We start from the raw sequence: 14,823 nt of genomic DNA, 5'->3' as shown, positions 1-14,823 counted from the left end.
CGTCAGTCCGCCGCCAGCAGATTGCCCCGCAGGTCGAAGCGCTCGCCATAGTGCGGGATGACCCGGCGCACGCCCGAGGGCATCAGGAAGCGGGTCGGCGACATCGTGTGGATCGGGAATACCACCTTCGGGTGAATGGTCTCGATCATGGCGAAGATGGCGTCGGCGGTCGCGTGTCCGGACGAGCCGCGGCGCAGCAGCGTGACGCCGAGCGCGGCCAGCCAGTCGGCGAAAACCGCCCAGTGCGGGTCGAATTCGCCCAGCGGCGCACCGTTGGCGTGGAAGAACGGCGTCCCCGGCGTGATCGGCAGGTCGAGCAGGCTGGGCAGCTCCGTGGTGTCCGGCTGGATGACGTATGACGCGGGCTGCGCCCGGACCTCGTCCAGCAGCTCCTCGGTGAACGGCGCCGCCTCGACGCCCATCCGCTGCAAGAAGTCGGCGACCTGAGCGGGCCACAGGATCGTGCGGCCGTGTTGCCGCGCGAGTGCGGTGAACTCGGCCGCGCGCTCGACGTCCCGCGGGTAGACCGACAGGAGCACCAGCCCGGCGTGGTCGAGCGTCTGCACGAAATCGGCGTTCACGGCGGCCTCATCGCGGATCACGCCCTCCGGCGGGTCGAAACTCATCAGCGTGCCCTCGGTCACGAACGCGTCGACACCGCGCACCCGCTCCACGAAGGCCTGGGTCAGCTCCGGGTGCTCGCCGTGGAAGCGTAGATCGCCGGTGAACGCGAGCACCCCGTCGGGGCAGGTGACCAGGTAACCGCTCGCCCCCGGCACGTCGTGATCGACCCGGATGCACTGCACGCTGAACGGGCCGAAGTCGCGGATCTCACCGTCCTGCAACGGGATCCACTGCGGCGCCGCGCCGGCCAGGCGTTCACCGGAAGCCTCCAGCGCGTCCAGCACCCGCACTGTGTCCGCATGCGCGTGCATCGGGATGCCGGCCCGGACAAAACCCGCCAGGCCGGTGTGGTCGATGTGTGCATGACTGGCGAAAACCGCTGTCTCCTCGGTGGGTTCGGCCAGTGCGGCATCCTCGTCCGACAGCCAGCGCCGGTCCCAGAGGCCCGGGACGCGCGGCGCCATACCCAAACGCAACCGGTCGGCGAGTTCGCGGCCCGCGCGCTCGCGCACCGGCGCGCGGAACAGGTCGGTCTGACTGGGTATGTCGAGCCCGATGTCCAGCATCACCCGGTGGCTGCCCTCGGTCAGGGTGATCTTGCTGGATCCGATGACTCCGAGTCCGCCCCAGAACTGGACGACTGTCATGAATTCTCCTTGGAAATGAACGGCTCGTCAGCCACGAACGCCACCGGCCGCCGAGAACGCGCCGGTGATGAACTGCTTCTGCAGCAGCAGGAAGACCACGAGGACCGGGATGGTCGTGAACGAGACGCTCGCGCACAGGCCGGTGTAGTCGGTGCCGTTGGTGCTGGAGAACACCGACAGACCGACCTCGATCGGTCGCACGGCATTCGATGACGTCATGACATACGGCCACAGGAACGCGTTCCACGAACCCATCAGGACGTTCAGGCCGAGCACCAGCAAGGCCGGGCGCACCATCGGCAGACCCACCCAGAAAAGGATCCGCAACGGGCCGCAGCCGTCGAGTTCTGCGGCCTCGAAGAGCTCCTTGGGCACGTTCAGGAAGAACTGCCGCACCAGGAAGATGCCGAAAACGCTTGCGCCGAAAGGCAGGATCTGGATCCAGTAGGTGTTCAGCAGGTGCAGGTGCTGGGCGATGATGTAGTCCGGGATCAACAGCACGCTCTGCGGGACCATCATCACCGACAGCACCAGCCCGAAGAGCGCGCCGCGTCCCCGGAAGCGCATCACCGAGAACGCGAAGCCGGCGAGCAGTGAGGTGAGCAGCGCCAGCACGACGGTGCACACGGCGATGAAGATCGTGTTGGTGAAGAACCGCTCCCACGGGGCCATGTGCCAGGCACGGTCGTAGTTGCTGAAGTTCGGGTGCGGGACGAGCGAAGCCCAGGAGAACGAGTACGCCTGCGACGTATTCAGTGTCGACGTCACGAACACCCAGTAGAGCGGCGCGATGAAGGCAAGACCGACCAGCGCTGCCACGACGAGCCGGACGACGCGACCGGTCGTCGACGTGCCCGGGCGGCGCGTGGCGCGCCGTCCGGGCAGTCGTCGGGTGCTGCCCGGCAAAGTGGTGCCGGTCACTGCGCCCCGTTCATGTGCTTCATCGCGTTCGCCTGTGCCGTCTTCAACGCGGCGGCCGGGTCCTTGCCGTTGCCGAGCGCGGCCTGCAGGCCGAGTGCCAGGTCACCTTGCGTCTCCGAGACCGAGGCGTACGGCGGGGTGTCCTGCGCCCACTCCAGCGACTCGGCGGCGAACTTCTGATACGGGTGCGACTTCAGGAAGCTGCTCATCAGCGGCAGCGCTTGGGAGGTCACCGGCAGGTAACCGCTGGCTGTCGACCAGGCAGCCTGCTGCGCCGGGGTGGTCATGAAGCTCAGGAACTTCCAGGCGGCGTCCTGCTGCGCCTTGCTGGCCTTGGCGAACATCACCACGTTGCCTCCGGCCAGCTGGTTGGCCGGCCCCGACGGACCGGTGGGCAACGCGGCGGTGCCCATGACGAACTTCTTCCCGACGGCCGCACTGTTGTAGTAGTACGACGCGACGCTGGAGATGTCGAAGGCACCCTTCTGGGCACCCAGCGCGATCTGGCCCGGATAGTTGCTGCCGATGGCGAGCGCGCCGGCCTTCTTCAGGTCGACCAGGTAGGTCAGCGCCTTCACGGCCGCGGGCGAGTCGAACTGCGGCTTGCCGTCCGCGGTCCAGGCAGGTGTTCCGTTGGCCTGGCAGAGGATCTCGAACCATGCGGTGCCGCCGGCCGGAGCGCTGCTGCTGCCCGGGTCGATCGAGATCGCCGTGACGCCCTTCGTGGACACCGCCTTGGCGACCGTTGCGAACTGATCCCAGGTGGTCGGCACCGGCTGGCCGGCTGACTTCAGCATCGCAGTGTTGTAGTACATGATCACCGTCGACTTCGCGAAGGGCCACATCCAGGTCTTGCCGTCGGACAGCTTCAGGTCGTTCTGGATGCCCTTGTAGAACGTGCTCGCTGTGCTGGCCTCGTTCGGGAAGGAGTCCAGCGGCATGATGACCTTGCTGGAGGCGAACGCTGCGGCATCGCTGGAGTAGACCTGGGCCAGCGTCGGCGGGTCACCGGCCGACGTGGCGGCCTTCAGCTTCGCAGTGAGTGTGCCGTAGTCGGCGTACGGCTCCAGGTTGACGACGATGTTCGGGTTCTTCTTCTCGAACGCCGCGACCTGGGCCTGCATGGCGGGCTTGAGCGCACCACTGGACATCGCTTCCATGAAGGTGATGGTGGTCTTGCCGCCGCCGTTGCTACCGGCCTTGGTCCCGCCTCCACCGCTGGATCCGCCGCTGCCGGTCGACCCGCACGCTGCGGTGACGCCGACCAGCCCGAGGGCGGCGACTGCGGTCAGCAGCTTGACGCTGCGACGGCGAGTTGTGTTGTTGGACATGATCTTTCCCCTTACTGGTGGGTGTCAGTCGCGAGTGCGATTCAGGACGAACTGGAGGATGGACAGCACCGCGGTGATGACGAGGAGCACGATGGCCAGGGCCGCGGCATACCCGGTGTGATAGACGACGAAGGCCTGGTAGTAGATCTCGTAGCTCAACGTGCTGGTGCCGAAGTTGCCTTGAGTCATCGTGTAGAACTGCGTGAACGCCTGCAGCGACGAGATCGTGCTGATCACGACGACGAAGAACATCACCGGACGCAGCTGCGGCAACGTGATGTGGATGAATTCCTGGAAGACGTTGCAGCCGTCGACCTTGGCGGCCTCGGAGAGTTCGGAGGACATGGTGGTCAGCCCGCCCAGGATGATGATCGCGATGAACCCGAGTTCGTGCCAGAGCGACACGAAGATGACCACGGGCATCGCCCAGGTATTGCTCTCCAACCAGTTCGGACCGCCGATCCCGAAGACCTTCAGGACCTGATTGGCCAGGCCGAACTGGCCGTTGAAGATCCACATCCACACCAGTGACGTCGCCACGAGCGGGGTGACGTTCGGGAGGAATGTGGCGGTGCGTGCCGCCGACATCAGCCGCCCGCCACGCTGCAGCAGCAGCGCGATGAGCAGCGCGAGCAGTGGCCCGAGCACCACCATGGCAACGACGAAGTATGCCGAGGTCTTGGCGGTGTCCCAGAACGAGGGGTTGGCCTGGCCGGCGAAGGCGTTCTTGTAGTTGCTCAGCCCGATGAACTTGCTCTGCGAGATGTTCAGCGGATTCCAGTTGAACAACGAGATGAACGCGGTGTAGAGCGTCGGCGCGATGGTGAAGACGAAGAAGATCACCAGCGCCGGCAGGACGAAGAAGTAGGCGATCGGCGAATTCATCGCCCGACGGGGACGACGCGCGGCAACACTCACGGCAGTCCCCTCCTCCGGCGGGTGCTGCCGTTCGCCGGCAAGATCGATCGCTCGCTGCGCTCACTCATGACGAGAGTGATGGCCTTTCCGGTACTCACGTCGCTCACCGGGAGTCACCGGCTCGCGCGCAAGATTTCAGGATGACACCTTTCGGTGACGCGATGGTGACAAGTGAGGTAACAAGATGGGTCCACTTGGTGTAGCGCCGTGGGACTCCGGCAACGGTTGAGGTGAAGTCCGCTTCACGTCGTAGCGTTCTGCTGGTGACCGACAGTCCGTGGACCCCGCTGCGCCGGATGGCGCTCGCGGGCTCCGTGCTGCTCGTCGGGCTCGTGGCGTTCGAACAGATCGCGGTGTCCACGGCCATGCCGACCGTCGCACGTCAACTGCACGGTCTGGGCATCTATCCGGTCGCGTTCGCGATCCCGATGGCGGCATCGGTGGTCGGGATGGTGATCGCCGGCACGTGGGCTGACTGGGCCGGCTCAAAGGTCGTGATCCTGACGGGAACAGCACTTTTCGTCGGCGGATTGGTCATCGCCGGCGGCGCCGCTTCGATGCCGGTGCTGGTGCTCGGCCGGACCGTGCAGAGTCTTGGGGGCGGGCTCAACGTGGTCGCGCTCTACGTGCTGATCGCTGCGGCGTTTCCCGCGCAGTTGCGGCCCAAGGTGTTCGTCGGCACGTCGGGGGCGTGGGTGGCGCCGTCGCTGTTCGGACCTCCGGTCGCTGGCTACCTTGCGACGGAAGGTCACTGGCGGTGGGTCTTCTGGCTCGCCGCCGCGGCTGCTCTTCCGGCGCTTGCGCTGCTGCTGCCGGTGATGCGCAGGCTCCCGCCGCCGGAGGGTTCGCGGGAGGAGGCGAGCGTGGTGCGCCGTCGCTGGATCGCCGCGGTCGGCGCAGCAGTCGGGGCGGCCGTGCTGTCGGTCGCGGCCGATCAGCCGGGCGTGATCGTGGTCATCGCCGCGGCGATCGGCGTCGCGCTGCTGGTGTGGTTCGCGCCCCGGCTGGTGCCGCGCGGCACGGTCCGGGCCGCGCGGGGCATGCCTGCGATCGTCGCGACACGTGCGTTGCTGGGCTCGGCCTTCTCCGGTGCCGACGTCTACCTGCCGCTGATGCTGACTCGCCAGCACGGTATGACCGCCACCGAGGCCGGCTTGGTGCTGACCGTCGGCGCGACGTCGTGGTTCGTCGGAGCGTGGTTCGCAGGCCGGATGAAGACCGCTGAGCAACAGCGGCGTGTTGTGCGAATCGGCCTGGTATTGCTGTCGATCGGCATTGCCGGAGCGATCGCATCCGCCTGGCCGGCGACCCCAGGCGTGCTGCTGTACGTCGCGTGGCTGATCGGCGGCAGCGGCATCGGGCTCGCCTACTCGCCCCTCACAGTCCTGCTGATGGGTATGTCGGCGCCGGAAGAGCAAGGACGCAACTCCTCCGCCTTGCAGACCGGCGAGACCCTCACCACCTCGGTGCTGCTCGCCGTGTCCGGGATCGTCTTCAGCGCGCTCGGCACGCACTCGGAGGTGCTCGCCTTCGTCAGCGGACTCGTGCTCGCGCTGCTCACCGCACTGCTCGGCACTCTCGTCTCGCGGCGCCTCGCGCCCGGCACGGCCGGCGGAACTCAGCGGGCGCTGGTCGCGATCACCGAGGCCAGCGACGCAGGCTGAAATCCGTCCGGCTTCAGCACCTTCCCATCGGCGCGGCGCGGGCCGCCGACCTTGGAGAGGTTGGCCCGGTGCACTTCGGCAAACGCGGCATCCGCGGGAATCCCGAGCGCAGCGAGGGCGCCATACGTGACGTAGAGCAGGTCCACCAGCTCGTGCGCCAGAGGGGCGAGGTGCGTCGGTTCGAGCGGCCCGCCGTCGGTGAGTTGGGCCGCGAGATCCCGCGCGGCCTCCGCGACCTCGGCGTGTTCTTCGTCGACCAGGCGCTGACGGAGCGCCAGCAGCGCCGGCGACGGCACCGTCGGGACGGTCGGATAGTCGTCGCCGAGTGCGTCGTGGAAGTCTCGGACCCGCTCGAAGTTCGACGTCGTCATACCGGCAGCTTGGCACCTGCAGATCGAGCGGCACACTAACGTCACGAGCGGACCACGTATTCGGGGTGAGTTTGTGTGCCGCTCAATGCATTGGTGTGCCGCTCGATCGGTGGGCGGTCCTCACGGCGCCGGCCGGGCAGCGGCCGGTAGCCTGCTGCCCGTGACTGAGATCGAGATCGGCCGAGGCAAGCGGGGGCGCCGCGCATACTCCTTCGACGACATCGCGATCGTGCCGTCGCGGCGCACGCGGGACCCGCAGGACGTGTCGGTGGGCTGGCAGATCGACGCCTACCACTTCGAGTTGCCGGTGGTCGCCGCGCCGATGGACTCGGTGATGAGCCCCGCGTCCGCGATCGAGCTGGGCAAGCTCGGCGGGCTGCCGGTGCTCGACCTCGAGGGGTTGTGGACCCGCTACGAGAACCCCGAGCCGCTGCTGCACGAGATCGCGTCGCTCGATCCCGAGCGAGCCATCTCGCGGATGCAGGAGATCTATCGCGAACCGATCCGTCCTGACCTGATCACGTTGCGGCTGAAGGAGATTCGCGACGCCGGGGTGACCACTGCCGGTGCGCTGTCGCCGCAGCGGACCCAGGAGCACTGGAAGACCGTGGTCGACGCGGGCGTCGATCTGTTCGTCATCCGCGGCACGACGGTGTCGGCCGAGCACGTGAGCGGCCGCGCCGAGCCGCTGAACCTGAAGCGGTTCATCTACGAGCTCGACGTTCCCGTGATCGTCGGCGGCGTGGCGACCTACACGGCCGCGCTGCACCTGATGCGCACCGGCGCGGCCGGGGTGCTCGTCGGGTTCGGCGGGGGCGCGGCGCACACGACCCGGCGCGCGCTGGGGATCCACGTGCCGATGGCAACCGCGGTCGCCGACGTGGCCGCGGCGCGCCGGGACTACATGGACGAGACCGGCGGCCGTTACGTGCACGTCATCGCCGACGGCGGCATGGGCCTGTCCGGCGACATCGTCAAGGCATTCGCGTGCGGTGCCGACGCAGTGATGCTCGGTGCGTCGCTCGCCCGCTCTACCGACGCGCCCGGGCACGGGTTCCACTGGGGCAGTGAGGCCCACCACGAGCATCTGCCCCGTGGGGAGCGCGTGGAGGTCGGCACGGTCGGGACGCTGGCGCAGATCCTGACCGGCCCGGCACAGACCGCGGACGGCACCACGAACCTGATCGGTGCGCTGCGCCGCTCGATGGCGACCACCGGGTACTCGGACCTGAAGGAGTTCCAGCGCGTCGAAGCAGTCGTTGCGCCATACCAGCGCAGCTGACTGTGACGAAGGTTACTCTTGAGTAATGACCGATCAGCACACCGTCGATCCCACGCTGCCGTCCCGGCTTGCCCGACGCGTGCGGGCGGCTGCCGGCGCCGAGCATTTCGACTGCCTGACCCCGTTCACCGGCGGGGTGATCGCGACCCTGCCGGTCTCGACCGAGACCGACGTCCGGCAGGCGTATGACGCAGCTCGTGCCGCGCAAGCCCGCTGGGCCGCTCGCGCGGTGGGCGACCGCGCGAAGATCCTGCTGCGCTTTCACGATCTGGTCCTGGCCCACCAGGACGAGCTGCTCGACCTGATCCAGCTGGAGTCGGGCAAGGCCCGCCGGCACGCGTTCGAGGAGGTGCTGGACGTTGCGGGCGTCTGCCGCCACTACGGGCGCAAGGCCCCCGACTACTTGCGACCGCGACGGCACCTGGGCGCCATACCGGGGCTGACGCAGTCGACCGTGCTGCACCAGCCACGCGGGGTGATCGGCGTGGTCGGCCCCTGGAACTACCCGCTGTCGATGTCGATCACCGACGCGCTGCCCGCCCTGATCGCCGGCAACTCGGTGGTGCTGCGCCCCGACGAGAAGGCCGCGCTCACCGCCCTGCGCGCGGTGGAGTTGCTCGACCAAGCCGGGTTGCCGCGCGACGTGCTGCAGGTCGTCCTCGGCCCCGGGCCGACGATCGGCGAGGCGGTGCTCGACCGCGCCGACTACGTGATGTACACCGGCTCGACCGCCACCGGACGCACGGTCGCCGAGCGCGCCGCATCCCGGCTGGTCGGGGCGTCGCTGGAGCTCGGCGGCAAGAACGCGATGTATGTCGCCGACGATGCGAACCTGCGCCATGCCGCCGAGAGCGCGGTGCGGTCCTGCTTCTCCTCGGCCGGTCAGCTGTGCATCTCGATCGAGCGGCTGATCCTGCACGAGCGCATCGCCGAGGACTTCCTGAAGATCTTCCTCGGCCGGGTGGACCGGATGACGCTCGGCGCGGACCTGGCATGGGGAGTCGACATGGGCTCGCTCATCTCGCCGGAACAACTGGACCGGGTGACCCAGCACGTCGAGGACGCCCGCGCCAAGGGTGCGACCGTCCTCGCGGGCGGGCACGCCCGGCCCGACATCGGGCCGTACTTCTACGAACCCACCGTGCTGGACGGCGTGACGGCCACGATGGACTGCCGGATGGGGGAGACGTTCGGCCCGGTGGTCGCCGTCTACCGGGTCAGCGGTGACGACGAGGCGATCGCGCTGGCGAACGACACCAACTACGGGCTGAACGCTTCGGTGTGGAGCCGCGACACGACACGCGGCAAGCACCTCGCGTCGCAGATCCGGTGCGGCACCGTCAACGTCAACGAGGGCTACATCGCGGCGTGGGGCAGCAACGGCTCGCCGATGGGCGGCATGGGCGACTCGGGGCTCGGCCGGCGGCACGGGTCCGAAGGCATCCTGAAATACACCGAGTCACAGAACATTTCGGTGCAGCGAGGCACCCCCTTCCGGGTTCCCAGAGGTGTCCCCGAGAAAGTCTGGGCGCGGTCGATGGCGCGCGGTATGCGGGCCATGAAGGGGATGCGCCTGTCATGACGTTCGATCACGACGTGGTCGTCATCGGGTCCGGGTTCGGCGGCTCCGTCGCGGCGCTACGTCTCGCCGAGAAGGGGTATGACGTCCACGTCTTCGAGTCCGGCCGCCGCTTCGAGGACGACGACTTCGCCAAGACCTCGTGGGACGTGCGCAAGTATCTGTGGGCGCCGCGGCTGAAGTGCTTCGGCGTGCAGCGCTACCACCAGCTGCCCGGGGTGATGATCCTCGCCGGCGCAGGAGTCGGCGGTGGCTCGCTCAACTACGCCAACACCCTCTACAAGCCGCCGCCGGAGTTCTTCGGCGATCAGCAATGGGGACACATCACCGACTGGGATGCCGAGCTCAGCCCGCACTACGAGGTCGCGCGCTCCATGCTCGGCGTCGTCGACCAGAACCCGTGTACCGGGCCGGTCGAGACGCTGATGAAGGAGACCGCCAACTCCCTGGGCGTGGGCTCGACCTTCCGCAAGACCCCGGTCGGCGTCTTCTTCGGCACAGCCGGTGAGACCGTGCCCGACCCGTTCTTCGGCGGCGAAGGCCCGGCCCGCACCGGGTGCACCGAGTGCGGCAACTGCATGGTCGGGTGCCGGGTCGGTGCGAAGAACACCCTGATGAAGAACTACCTCGCGCTCGCGGAGCGCCGCGGTGTCACTATCGAGCCGCTGCGGACCGTGGTCGAGCTGGAGCCGGTGGGCCCGGAACCGGCCGGCACCGGCTTCCGGATCACCACCGAACGCACCGGCGCCTGGGTCGCCAAGGACCGGCGCTCGGTGACCGCCGCCCACGTGGTGGTCGCCGCCGGCACCTGGGGCACGCAGAACCTGCTGCACCGCATGAAGGTCACCGGGCGGCTGCCGCGCCTGTCGGACACCCTCGGCGAACTCACCCGCACCAACTCCGAGGAGCTCGGGGGAGCGGCAGCGGTCAGCGTCCCCGACGGCGTCGACCTGACCCGCGGGGTTGCGATCACCACGTCGTTCCACATCGACGAGCGCACGCACATCGAGAACGTCCGCTACGGCAAGGGCTCCAACCTGATGGGCCTGATGTCCACCTACCTGGTCAACGGCGACAAGGGTCCCGTCGGCCGCACGGTGCAACTGCTCGCGCAGGCCGGCCGGGCGCCGCTGACCGCGGCCCGGGTGCTGGGCCCGCGGTGGAGCGAGCGCACCATCATCGCGCTGGTGATGCAGAGCATCGACAACTCGATCACGGTGCGCCCCCGGCGGAGGCTGGGACGCATCCGGCTGACCACCCAGCAGGGGTATGGCGAACCCAACCCGCGCTGGATTCCCGCGGGGCACAAGGCGATTCAGGCAATCTCGGCACAGCTCGCGAAGATCGGCAAGGTCGACGTCGTCGCGGGCGGCTGCTGGCCGGAGTTCTTCGGGATGCCGATGACGGCACACTTCCTGGGCGGCGTGGCGATCGCGGCGGACCCGGAGCACGGCGTCATCGATCCCTATCACCGGGTATGGAACTACCCCGCCCTGCACGTGGTCGACGGCTCGGCCGTCTCGGCGAACCTCGGCGTCAACCCGTCGCTGACGATCACCGCGCAGGCCGAGCGGGCGATCGCGATGTGGCCGGTCAAGGGCGCCGCCGACGAACGACCGGAGCAGGGTGCGCCATACCGGCGGCTCGACACCCCGCGGGCCCGCGTGCCCGGCGTCGACCTGGGTATGCCGCGGCTCGTGTCCGCCTGAGATCACCGGGCGTGCAGCGGGCGGCCAGGGTCCGCGACGTATCCTGCTGGGGTGTTTCGTGCCGCGTTCCGCCCTCGCATGCTGGGGCTGCTGGCGCTGACCGTGGCGTTCTTCATCGGCTGCGTGATTGCCGGGCTGTGGCAGTGGGGCGTCGCGCAGGACAACGGGTCGAAGGCGATGACCGACAGCATCCACCGGCCGGTCGTGTCGCTCAACCAGGAGCTGAAACCGCAGCAGACCTTCCCGTCCGACGGTTCGCTGCAGCCCGTGCGCTTCCAGGGCCACTACGACCCGAGCGGTCAGGTGCTGGTCAGCGGCCGGGTCCTGCATGGCGTGACGGGCTTCTGGGTGGTGACCCCGGTTGTCGTCGACGGCACCGGTGCCCGCATCCCGGTCGTGCGCGGCTTCGTGCCCCGGCCTGCGGATGCGACCCGGCCCCCGGCGACACCGGTCACGGTCACCGGCGCACTGGCACCCGGTGAGGCGCCGTCGGCGAACAATCCGCCGCCCGGTCAGCTGTCCACCGTCGACCTGGCGGCGTTGCTGACCAAGTGGGGCGGCAACATCTACAACGGGTTCGTCTTCCTCACCGCCGAGCAGCCGGTGCTGACCTCGCCGGGCGTGCAGCCGTTCCCGCCGCCCACCCCGGGAAGCAGCGGACTCAGCCTCGTCAACCTCGGATATGCGCTCCAGTGGTGGAGTTTCGCGGTGTTCGCGATCTTCATCTACTTCCGCGAGCTGCGCCGTGAGGCGCACCCCGAGCTGCGGCCCGGTGCCGCCGAGGCGGACAATCAAGCGGGATCAGCCCCCGCCATACCCACGACTGAAGGAAGTCATGTCTGAGACCGAGACCCAGGTGCTCGCCACGCCCGCCGGGGAGTTGCGCCCCACCGACGACCTGGCCAAGGTGGCGACCGCGCTGAAGTTCTTCCGGGTGATGGCGATCATCGCCGGTGTCGCACTGCTGATCCTGTGCGTCGAGCTGGTGCTGCACTACGGCTTCCACAACGAGGCGATGTCCTGGTGGTCGCCGATCCACGGCGTGCTCTTCATCGTCTTCATGATCTCGGTCTACAACCTCGGGACCAAGCTGCGCTGGAGCGCGATGCGCATGGTCGGCTACATCTGCACGGCGTTCGTCCCTGTGCTGTCCTTCTGGCTGGAGCACCACGTCGGCGGTGCCGTCGGCGCCCTGCTCGAGCGGGCGCAGCGCGAGCGGTAGGCGCGGCCGATAGAATTGGTCGAGTGACAGCGCCGCTCACCGAAAAGCCCGTCCTCGTCGTCGATTTCGGCGCCCAGTACGCGCAACTGATCGCCCGCCGCGTCCGGGAGGCACAGCTTTACAGCGAAGTCGTGCCGCACACGATGCCGGCCGGCGAGATGCTCGCCAAGAACCCGGCAGCCATCGTGCTGTCCGGCGGTCCCTCCTCCGTGTATGCCGAGGGCGCCCCGTCCCTGGACCCTGCTCTGCTGGAGGCGGGCGTGCCCGTCTTCGGCATCTGCTACGGCTTCCAGGCGATGGTCCGCGCGCTCGGCGGCTCGGTCGAGCACACCGGGCTGCGCGAATACGGCGCGACCCAGGCGCAGATCGAGGACACCGGCTCCACCCTCTTCAACGGCCAGCCGGCCGAGCAGTCCGTCTGGATGAGTCACGGCGACTCGGCGTCGAAGGCGCCCGAGGGGCTGCGGGTCACGGCGACCACCCCGGGCGCGGCCGTCGCCGCCGTCGAGGACGACGAGCGGAAACTGTATGGCGTGCAATGGCATCCGGAGGTCATGCACTCGACCTTCGGGCAGCGCGTGCTGGAGAACTTCCTGCTGCGCGGCGCCGGTCTCGCCGCCGACTGGACACCGAAGGCGATGGTCGAGGAGCTCGTCGACGGTGTCCGCGAGCAGGTCGGCACCGACCGGGCGATCTGTGCCCTCTCCGGGGGAGTCGACTCGATGGTCGCCGCGGCCCTGGTGCAGCGTGCCATCGGCGACCAGCTCACCTGCGTCTTCGTCGACCACGGGCTGCTGCGCGACGGCGAGGCCGAGCAGGTGCGCGAGGACTTCGTCGAGCTGACCGGGGCCGACCTGGTCGTGGTCGACGCCGCAGACCGCTATCTCACCCAGCTCGCCGGTGTCACCGACCCCGAGCGCAAGCGCAAGATCATCGGCGAGCAGTTCATCCGGATCTTCGAGCAGACCGCGCGCGACATCGTCGCCGACCGCGGGGACGACCAGCACCCGGTGAAGTGGCTGGTGCAGGGCACGCTCTACCCGGATGTCGTGGAATCCGGTGGCGGCACCGGCACGGCGAACATCAAGAGTCACCACAACGTCGGCGGACTGCCGGACGACATCCAGTTCCGGCTGGTCGAACCGTTGCGGCTGCTCTTCAAGGACGAGGTCCGCCAGGTCGGGCTGGAGCTCGGGCTGCCGGAGAAGATCGTCTACCGCCAGCCGTTCCCCGGGCCGGGCCTCGGCATCCGCATCGTCGGCGAAGTGACCGCCGAGCGGCTGGCCATCCTGCGTGCGGCGGACCGGATCGCGCGCGAGGAGCTGACCGCCGCGGGTCTGGACCGCGAGATCTGGCAGTGCCCGGTGGTGCTGCTCGCCGACGTGCGATCGGTCGGCGTGCAGGGCGACGGTCGCACCTACGGCCACCCGATCGTGCTGCGCCCGGTGTCCTCCGAGGACGCCATGACCGCCGACTGGACCCGCCTGCCGTATGACGTGCTGGCTCGCATCTCCGGGCGCATCACCAACGAGGTGCCCGACGTCAACCGGGTCGTGCTCGACGTGACCAGCAAACCCCCGGGCACCATCGAGTGGGAGTGATCGCCGGCAGTGAGCAGGATCCACAGCGATCACACATCCCGGCACTGGCGGACCCACGGGCGGCCGGCCGAGGATGATCGAGTGCTGACCACTCCCCTGCCGATCCGCGAACGCATCGCGCCGGCACCGGTGGAATCGCGCCCGTCGCAGCTGGACCGGTGGCAGATCTGGTTGCACGCCGTCCTGATGGCGACGGCTGCGGGCGCCGGTCTCGTGGTGGTCGTGCGCTACGCCATATATTCCACGACCGGGTTCGCCCGGGATCAGCGGCTGATGGAATCACTCGGGGTGACATCGGCAGGCTGGTCACGGCTGATGGACGTGCTCGGCCTGGTGACCGACGCCGGGGTCGCGATCGCGCTGCTGGCGTGTGTCGTCGTGGCGATGGCGCAGCGCCGCTGGGCCGTGGCGGCCGCGGCCGGCGTGCTCATCGCGGGCGCCAACCTGACCACCCAGGTGCTGAAACACCATGTCCTGCAGTCGGTGGCGCAGCAGAACTCGCTGCCGAGCGGGCACACGACGGTGGGTCTGTCGCTCGCGCTCGCCGCCGTGGTCGTGGCGCCATACCGCTGGCGCCCGCTGGTCACGGCAGGGGCGGCGGCCCTCGCGACGTTCATCGGCGCGGGCACGGTCGCCGCGCACTGGCACCGGCCGGGCGACGTGCTCGCTGCGGGAATGGTCTGTCTGGGCTGGGCAGCCGTCGCGCTCGCCATCGCGGGGGGCCTGCAGCGGCGCCGGCACCGGGGCCGGCAGGCGCACGCGCTGTGGCTGGCGTCGGTGGCCGGTGTCGTCTTCGCGGGCGTCGTCTTCGTGGCGATCGGCGTGCGGCCCAGCTTCGGCTTCCACGACCTGCCGCGTGCGATCTTCGCGCTCGGCCTGATGGGCGCGATGTTCGGCATCGTGGTCGCCTGGGTGTCGTCGGCCGTCGACCGCTGGGTCGCCTGACCCCGCGCC

Annotated in this window: 13 protein-coding genes; 8 read left to right on the top strand and 5 right to left on the bottom strand. The window is 68.9% G+C overall.

Features of this window, described 5'->3' with window-relative positions; all coding sequences use genetic code 11:
* Positions 1-2: 2 nt before the first annotated feature.
* From EFY87_RS09630 to EFY87_RS09615, 4 genes are read right to left on the bottom strand one after another with little or no spacing between them, the layout of a single operon-like run.
* Positions 3-1,271 (bottom strand): MBL fold metallo-hydrolase, encoded by a 1,269-nt coding sequence (locus EFY87_RS09630; RefSeq protein WP_123271267.1) that lies wholly within the window; start codon positions 1,269-1,271, stop codon positions 3-5.
* A 27-nt stretch (positions 1,272-1,298) separates the two neighbouring features.
* The gene (locus tag EFY87_RS09625; RefSeq protein ID WP_220093584.1) at positions 1,299-2,192 is read right to left on the bottom strand and encodes a carbohydrate ABC transporter permease; all 894 of its coding nucleotides are present in this window, start codon (positions 2,190-2,192) and stop codon (positions 1,299-1,301) included.
* Positions 2,189-3,523: an ABC transporter substrate-binding protein gene (locus tag EFY87_RS09620; protein ID WP_123271266.1), complete on the bottom strand. Its 1,335-nt coding sequence runs from the start codon at positions 3,521-3,523 to the stop codon at positions 2,189-2,191. The genes EFY87_RS09625 and EFY87_RS09620 overlap by 4 nt, the downstream gene beginning before the upstream one ends.
* A 24-nt stretch (positions 3,524-3,547) precedes the next feature.
* Positions 3,548-4,441, bottom strand: coding sequence for a carbohydrate ABC transporter permease (locus EFY87_RS09615; protein WP_148043297.1), 894 nt, complete (start codon positions 4,439-4,441; stop codon positions 3,548-3,550).
* Positions 4,442-4,704: 263 nt separating this feature from the next.
* Here EFY87_RS09615 and EFY87_RS09610 point away from each other — a divergent pair, with 263 nt between their 5' ends.
* Positions 4,705-6,105, top strand: a complete 1,401-nt coding sequence (locus tag EFY87_RS09610; RefSeq protein WP_123271264.1) for an MFS transporter — start codon at positions 4,705-4,707, stop codon at positions 6,103-6,105.
* On the opposite strand, the gene EFY87_RS09605 is transcribed toward EFY87_RS09610, so the two are convergent.
* Positions 6,060-6,476, bottom strand: coding sequence for a pyrophosphohydrolase domain-containing protein (locus EFY87_RS09605; protein WP_123271263.1), 417 nt, complete (start codon positions 6,474-6,476; stop codon positions 6,060-6,062). The two genes, EFY87_RS09610 and EFY87_RS09605, sit on opposite strands and share 46 nt — an antisense overlap.
* Positions 6,477-6,636: 160 nt before the next feature.
* Between EFY87_RS09605 and EFY87_RS09600 the strand changes: the two genes are divergently transcribed.
* The 7 genes from EFY87_RS09600 to EFY87_RS09570 all read left to right on the top strand — a co-directional run bounded on the left by EFY87_RS09600 (position 6,637) and on the right by EFY87_RS09570 (position 14,814).
* Positions 6,637-7,758, top strand: a complete 1,122-nt coding sequence (locus tag EFY87_RS09600) for a GuaB3 family IMP dehydrogenase-related protein (protein ID WP_245988568.1) — start codon at positions 6,637-6,639, stop codon at positions 7,756-7,758.
* A gap of 25 nt (positions 7,759-7,783) precedes the next feature.
* Positions 7,784-9,340 carry a succinic semialdehyde dehydrogenase gene (locus tag EFY87_RS09595; protein WP_123271261.1) on the top strand — a complete coding sequence of 519 codons (1,557 nt, stop codon included), beginning with the start codon at positions 7,784-7,786 and terminating at the stop codon, positions 9,338-9,340.
* Positions 9,337-11,046: a GMC family oxidoreductase gene (locus EFY87_RS09590; protein WP_123271260.1), complete on the top strand. Its 1,710-nt coding sequence runs from the start codon at positions 9,337-9,339 to the stop codon at positions 11,044-11,046. Before EFY87_RS09595 ends, EFY87_RS09590 begins: the two co-directional genes overlap by 4 nt.
* A gap of 51 nt (positions 11,047-11,097) precedes the next feature.
* A complete protein-coding gene (locus EFY87_RS09585; RefSeq protein WP_123271259.1) occupies positions 11,098-11,889 on the top strand; it encodes an SURF1 family protein in 792 nt (263 codons plus the stop codon).
* A complete protein-coding gene (locus EFY87_RS09580; protein WP_158607573.1) occupies positions 11,882-12,268 on the top strand; it encodes a DUF3817 domain-containing protein in 387 nt (128 codons plus the stop codon). The genes EFY87_RS09585 and EFY87_RS09580 overlap by 8 nt, the downstream gene beginning before the upstream one ends.
* A 23-nt stretch (positions 12,269-12,291) precedes the next feature.
* On the top strand, positions 12,292-13,869 hold the full coding sequence (gene guaA / locus EFY87_RS09575; RefSeq protein ID WP_123271257.1) for a glutamine-hydrolyzing GMP synthase: 1,578 nt from the start codon (positions 12,292-12,294) through the stop codon (positions 13,867-13,869).
* Between the two features lie 81 nt (positions 13,870-13,950).
* Positions 13,951-14,814, top strand: a complete 864-nt coding sequence (locus tag EFY87_RS09570; RefSeq protein WP_123271256.1) for a phosphatase PAP2 family protein — start codon at positions 13,951-13,953, stop codon at positions 14,812-14,814.
* Positions 14,815-14,823: the final 9 nt, after the last annotated feature.

Origin of the sequence: Flexivirga caeni (genome assembly GCF_003724155.1) — a bacterium.
GTDB classification, from domain to species: Bacteria; Actinomycetota; Actinomycetes; order Actinomycetales; family Dermatophilaceae; genus Flexivirga; species Flexivirga caeni.
This window is presented reverse-complemented; position numbering and strand designations above follow the sequence as displayed.

What these genes read in the sequence shown, in the direction of transcription:
- EFY87_RS09630 (WP_123271267.1), bottom strand. Translation starts at nt 1,271, where the DNA reads ATGACAGTCGTCCAGTTCTGGGGCGGACTCGGAGTCATCGGATCCAGC.
- EFY87_RS09590 (WP_123271260.1), top strand. Translation starts at nt 9,337, where the DNA reads ATGACGTTCGATCACGACGTGGTCGTCATCGGGTCCGGGTTCGGCGGC.
- EFY87_RS09580 (WP_158607573.1), top strand. Translation starts at nt 11,882, where the DNA reads ATGTCTGAGACCGAGACCCAGGTGCTCGCCACGCCCGCCGGGGAGTTG.
- EFY87_RS09620 (WP_123271266.1), bottom strand. Translation starts at nt 3,523, where the DNA reads ATGTCCAACAACACAACTCGCCGTCGCAGCGTCAAGCTGCTGACCGCA.
- EFY87_RS09595 (WP_123271261.1), top strand. Translation starts at nt 7,784, where the DNA reads ATGACCGATCAGCACACCGTCGATCCCACGCTGCCGTCCCGGCTTGCC.
- EFY87_RS09605 (WP_123271263.1), bottom strand. Translation starts at nt 6,476, where the DNA reads ATGACGACGTCGAACTTCGAGCGGGTCCGAGACTTCCACGACGCACTC.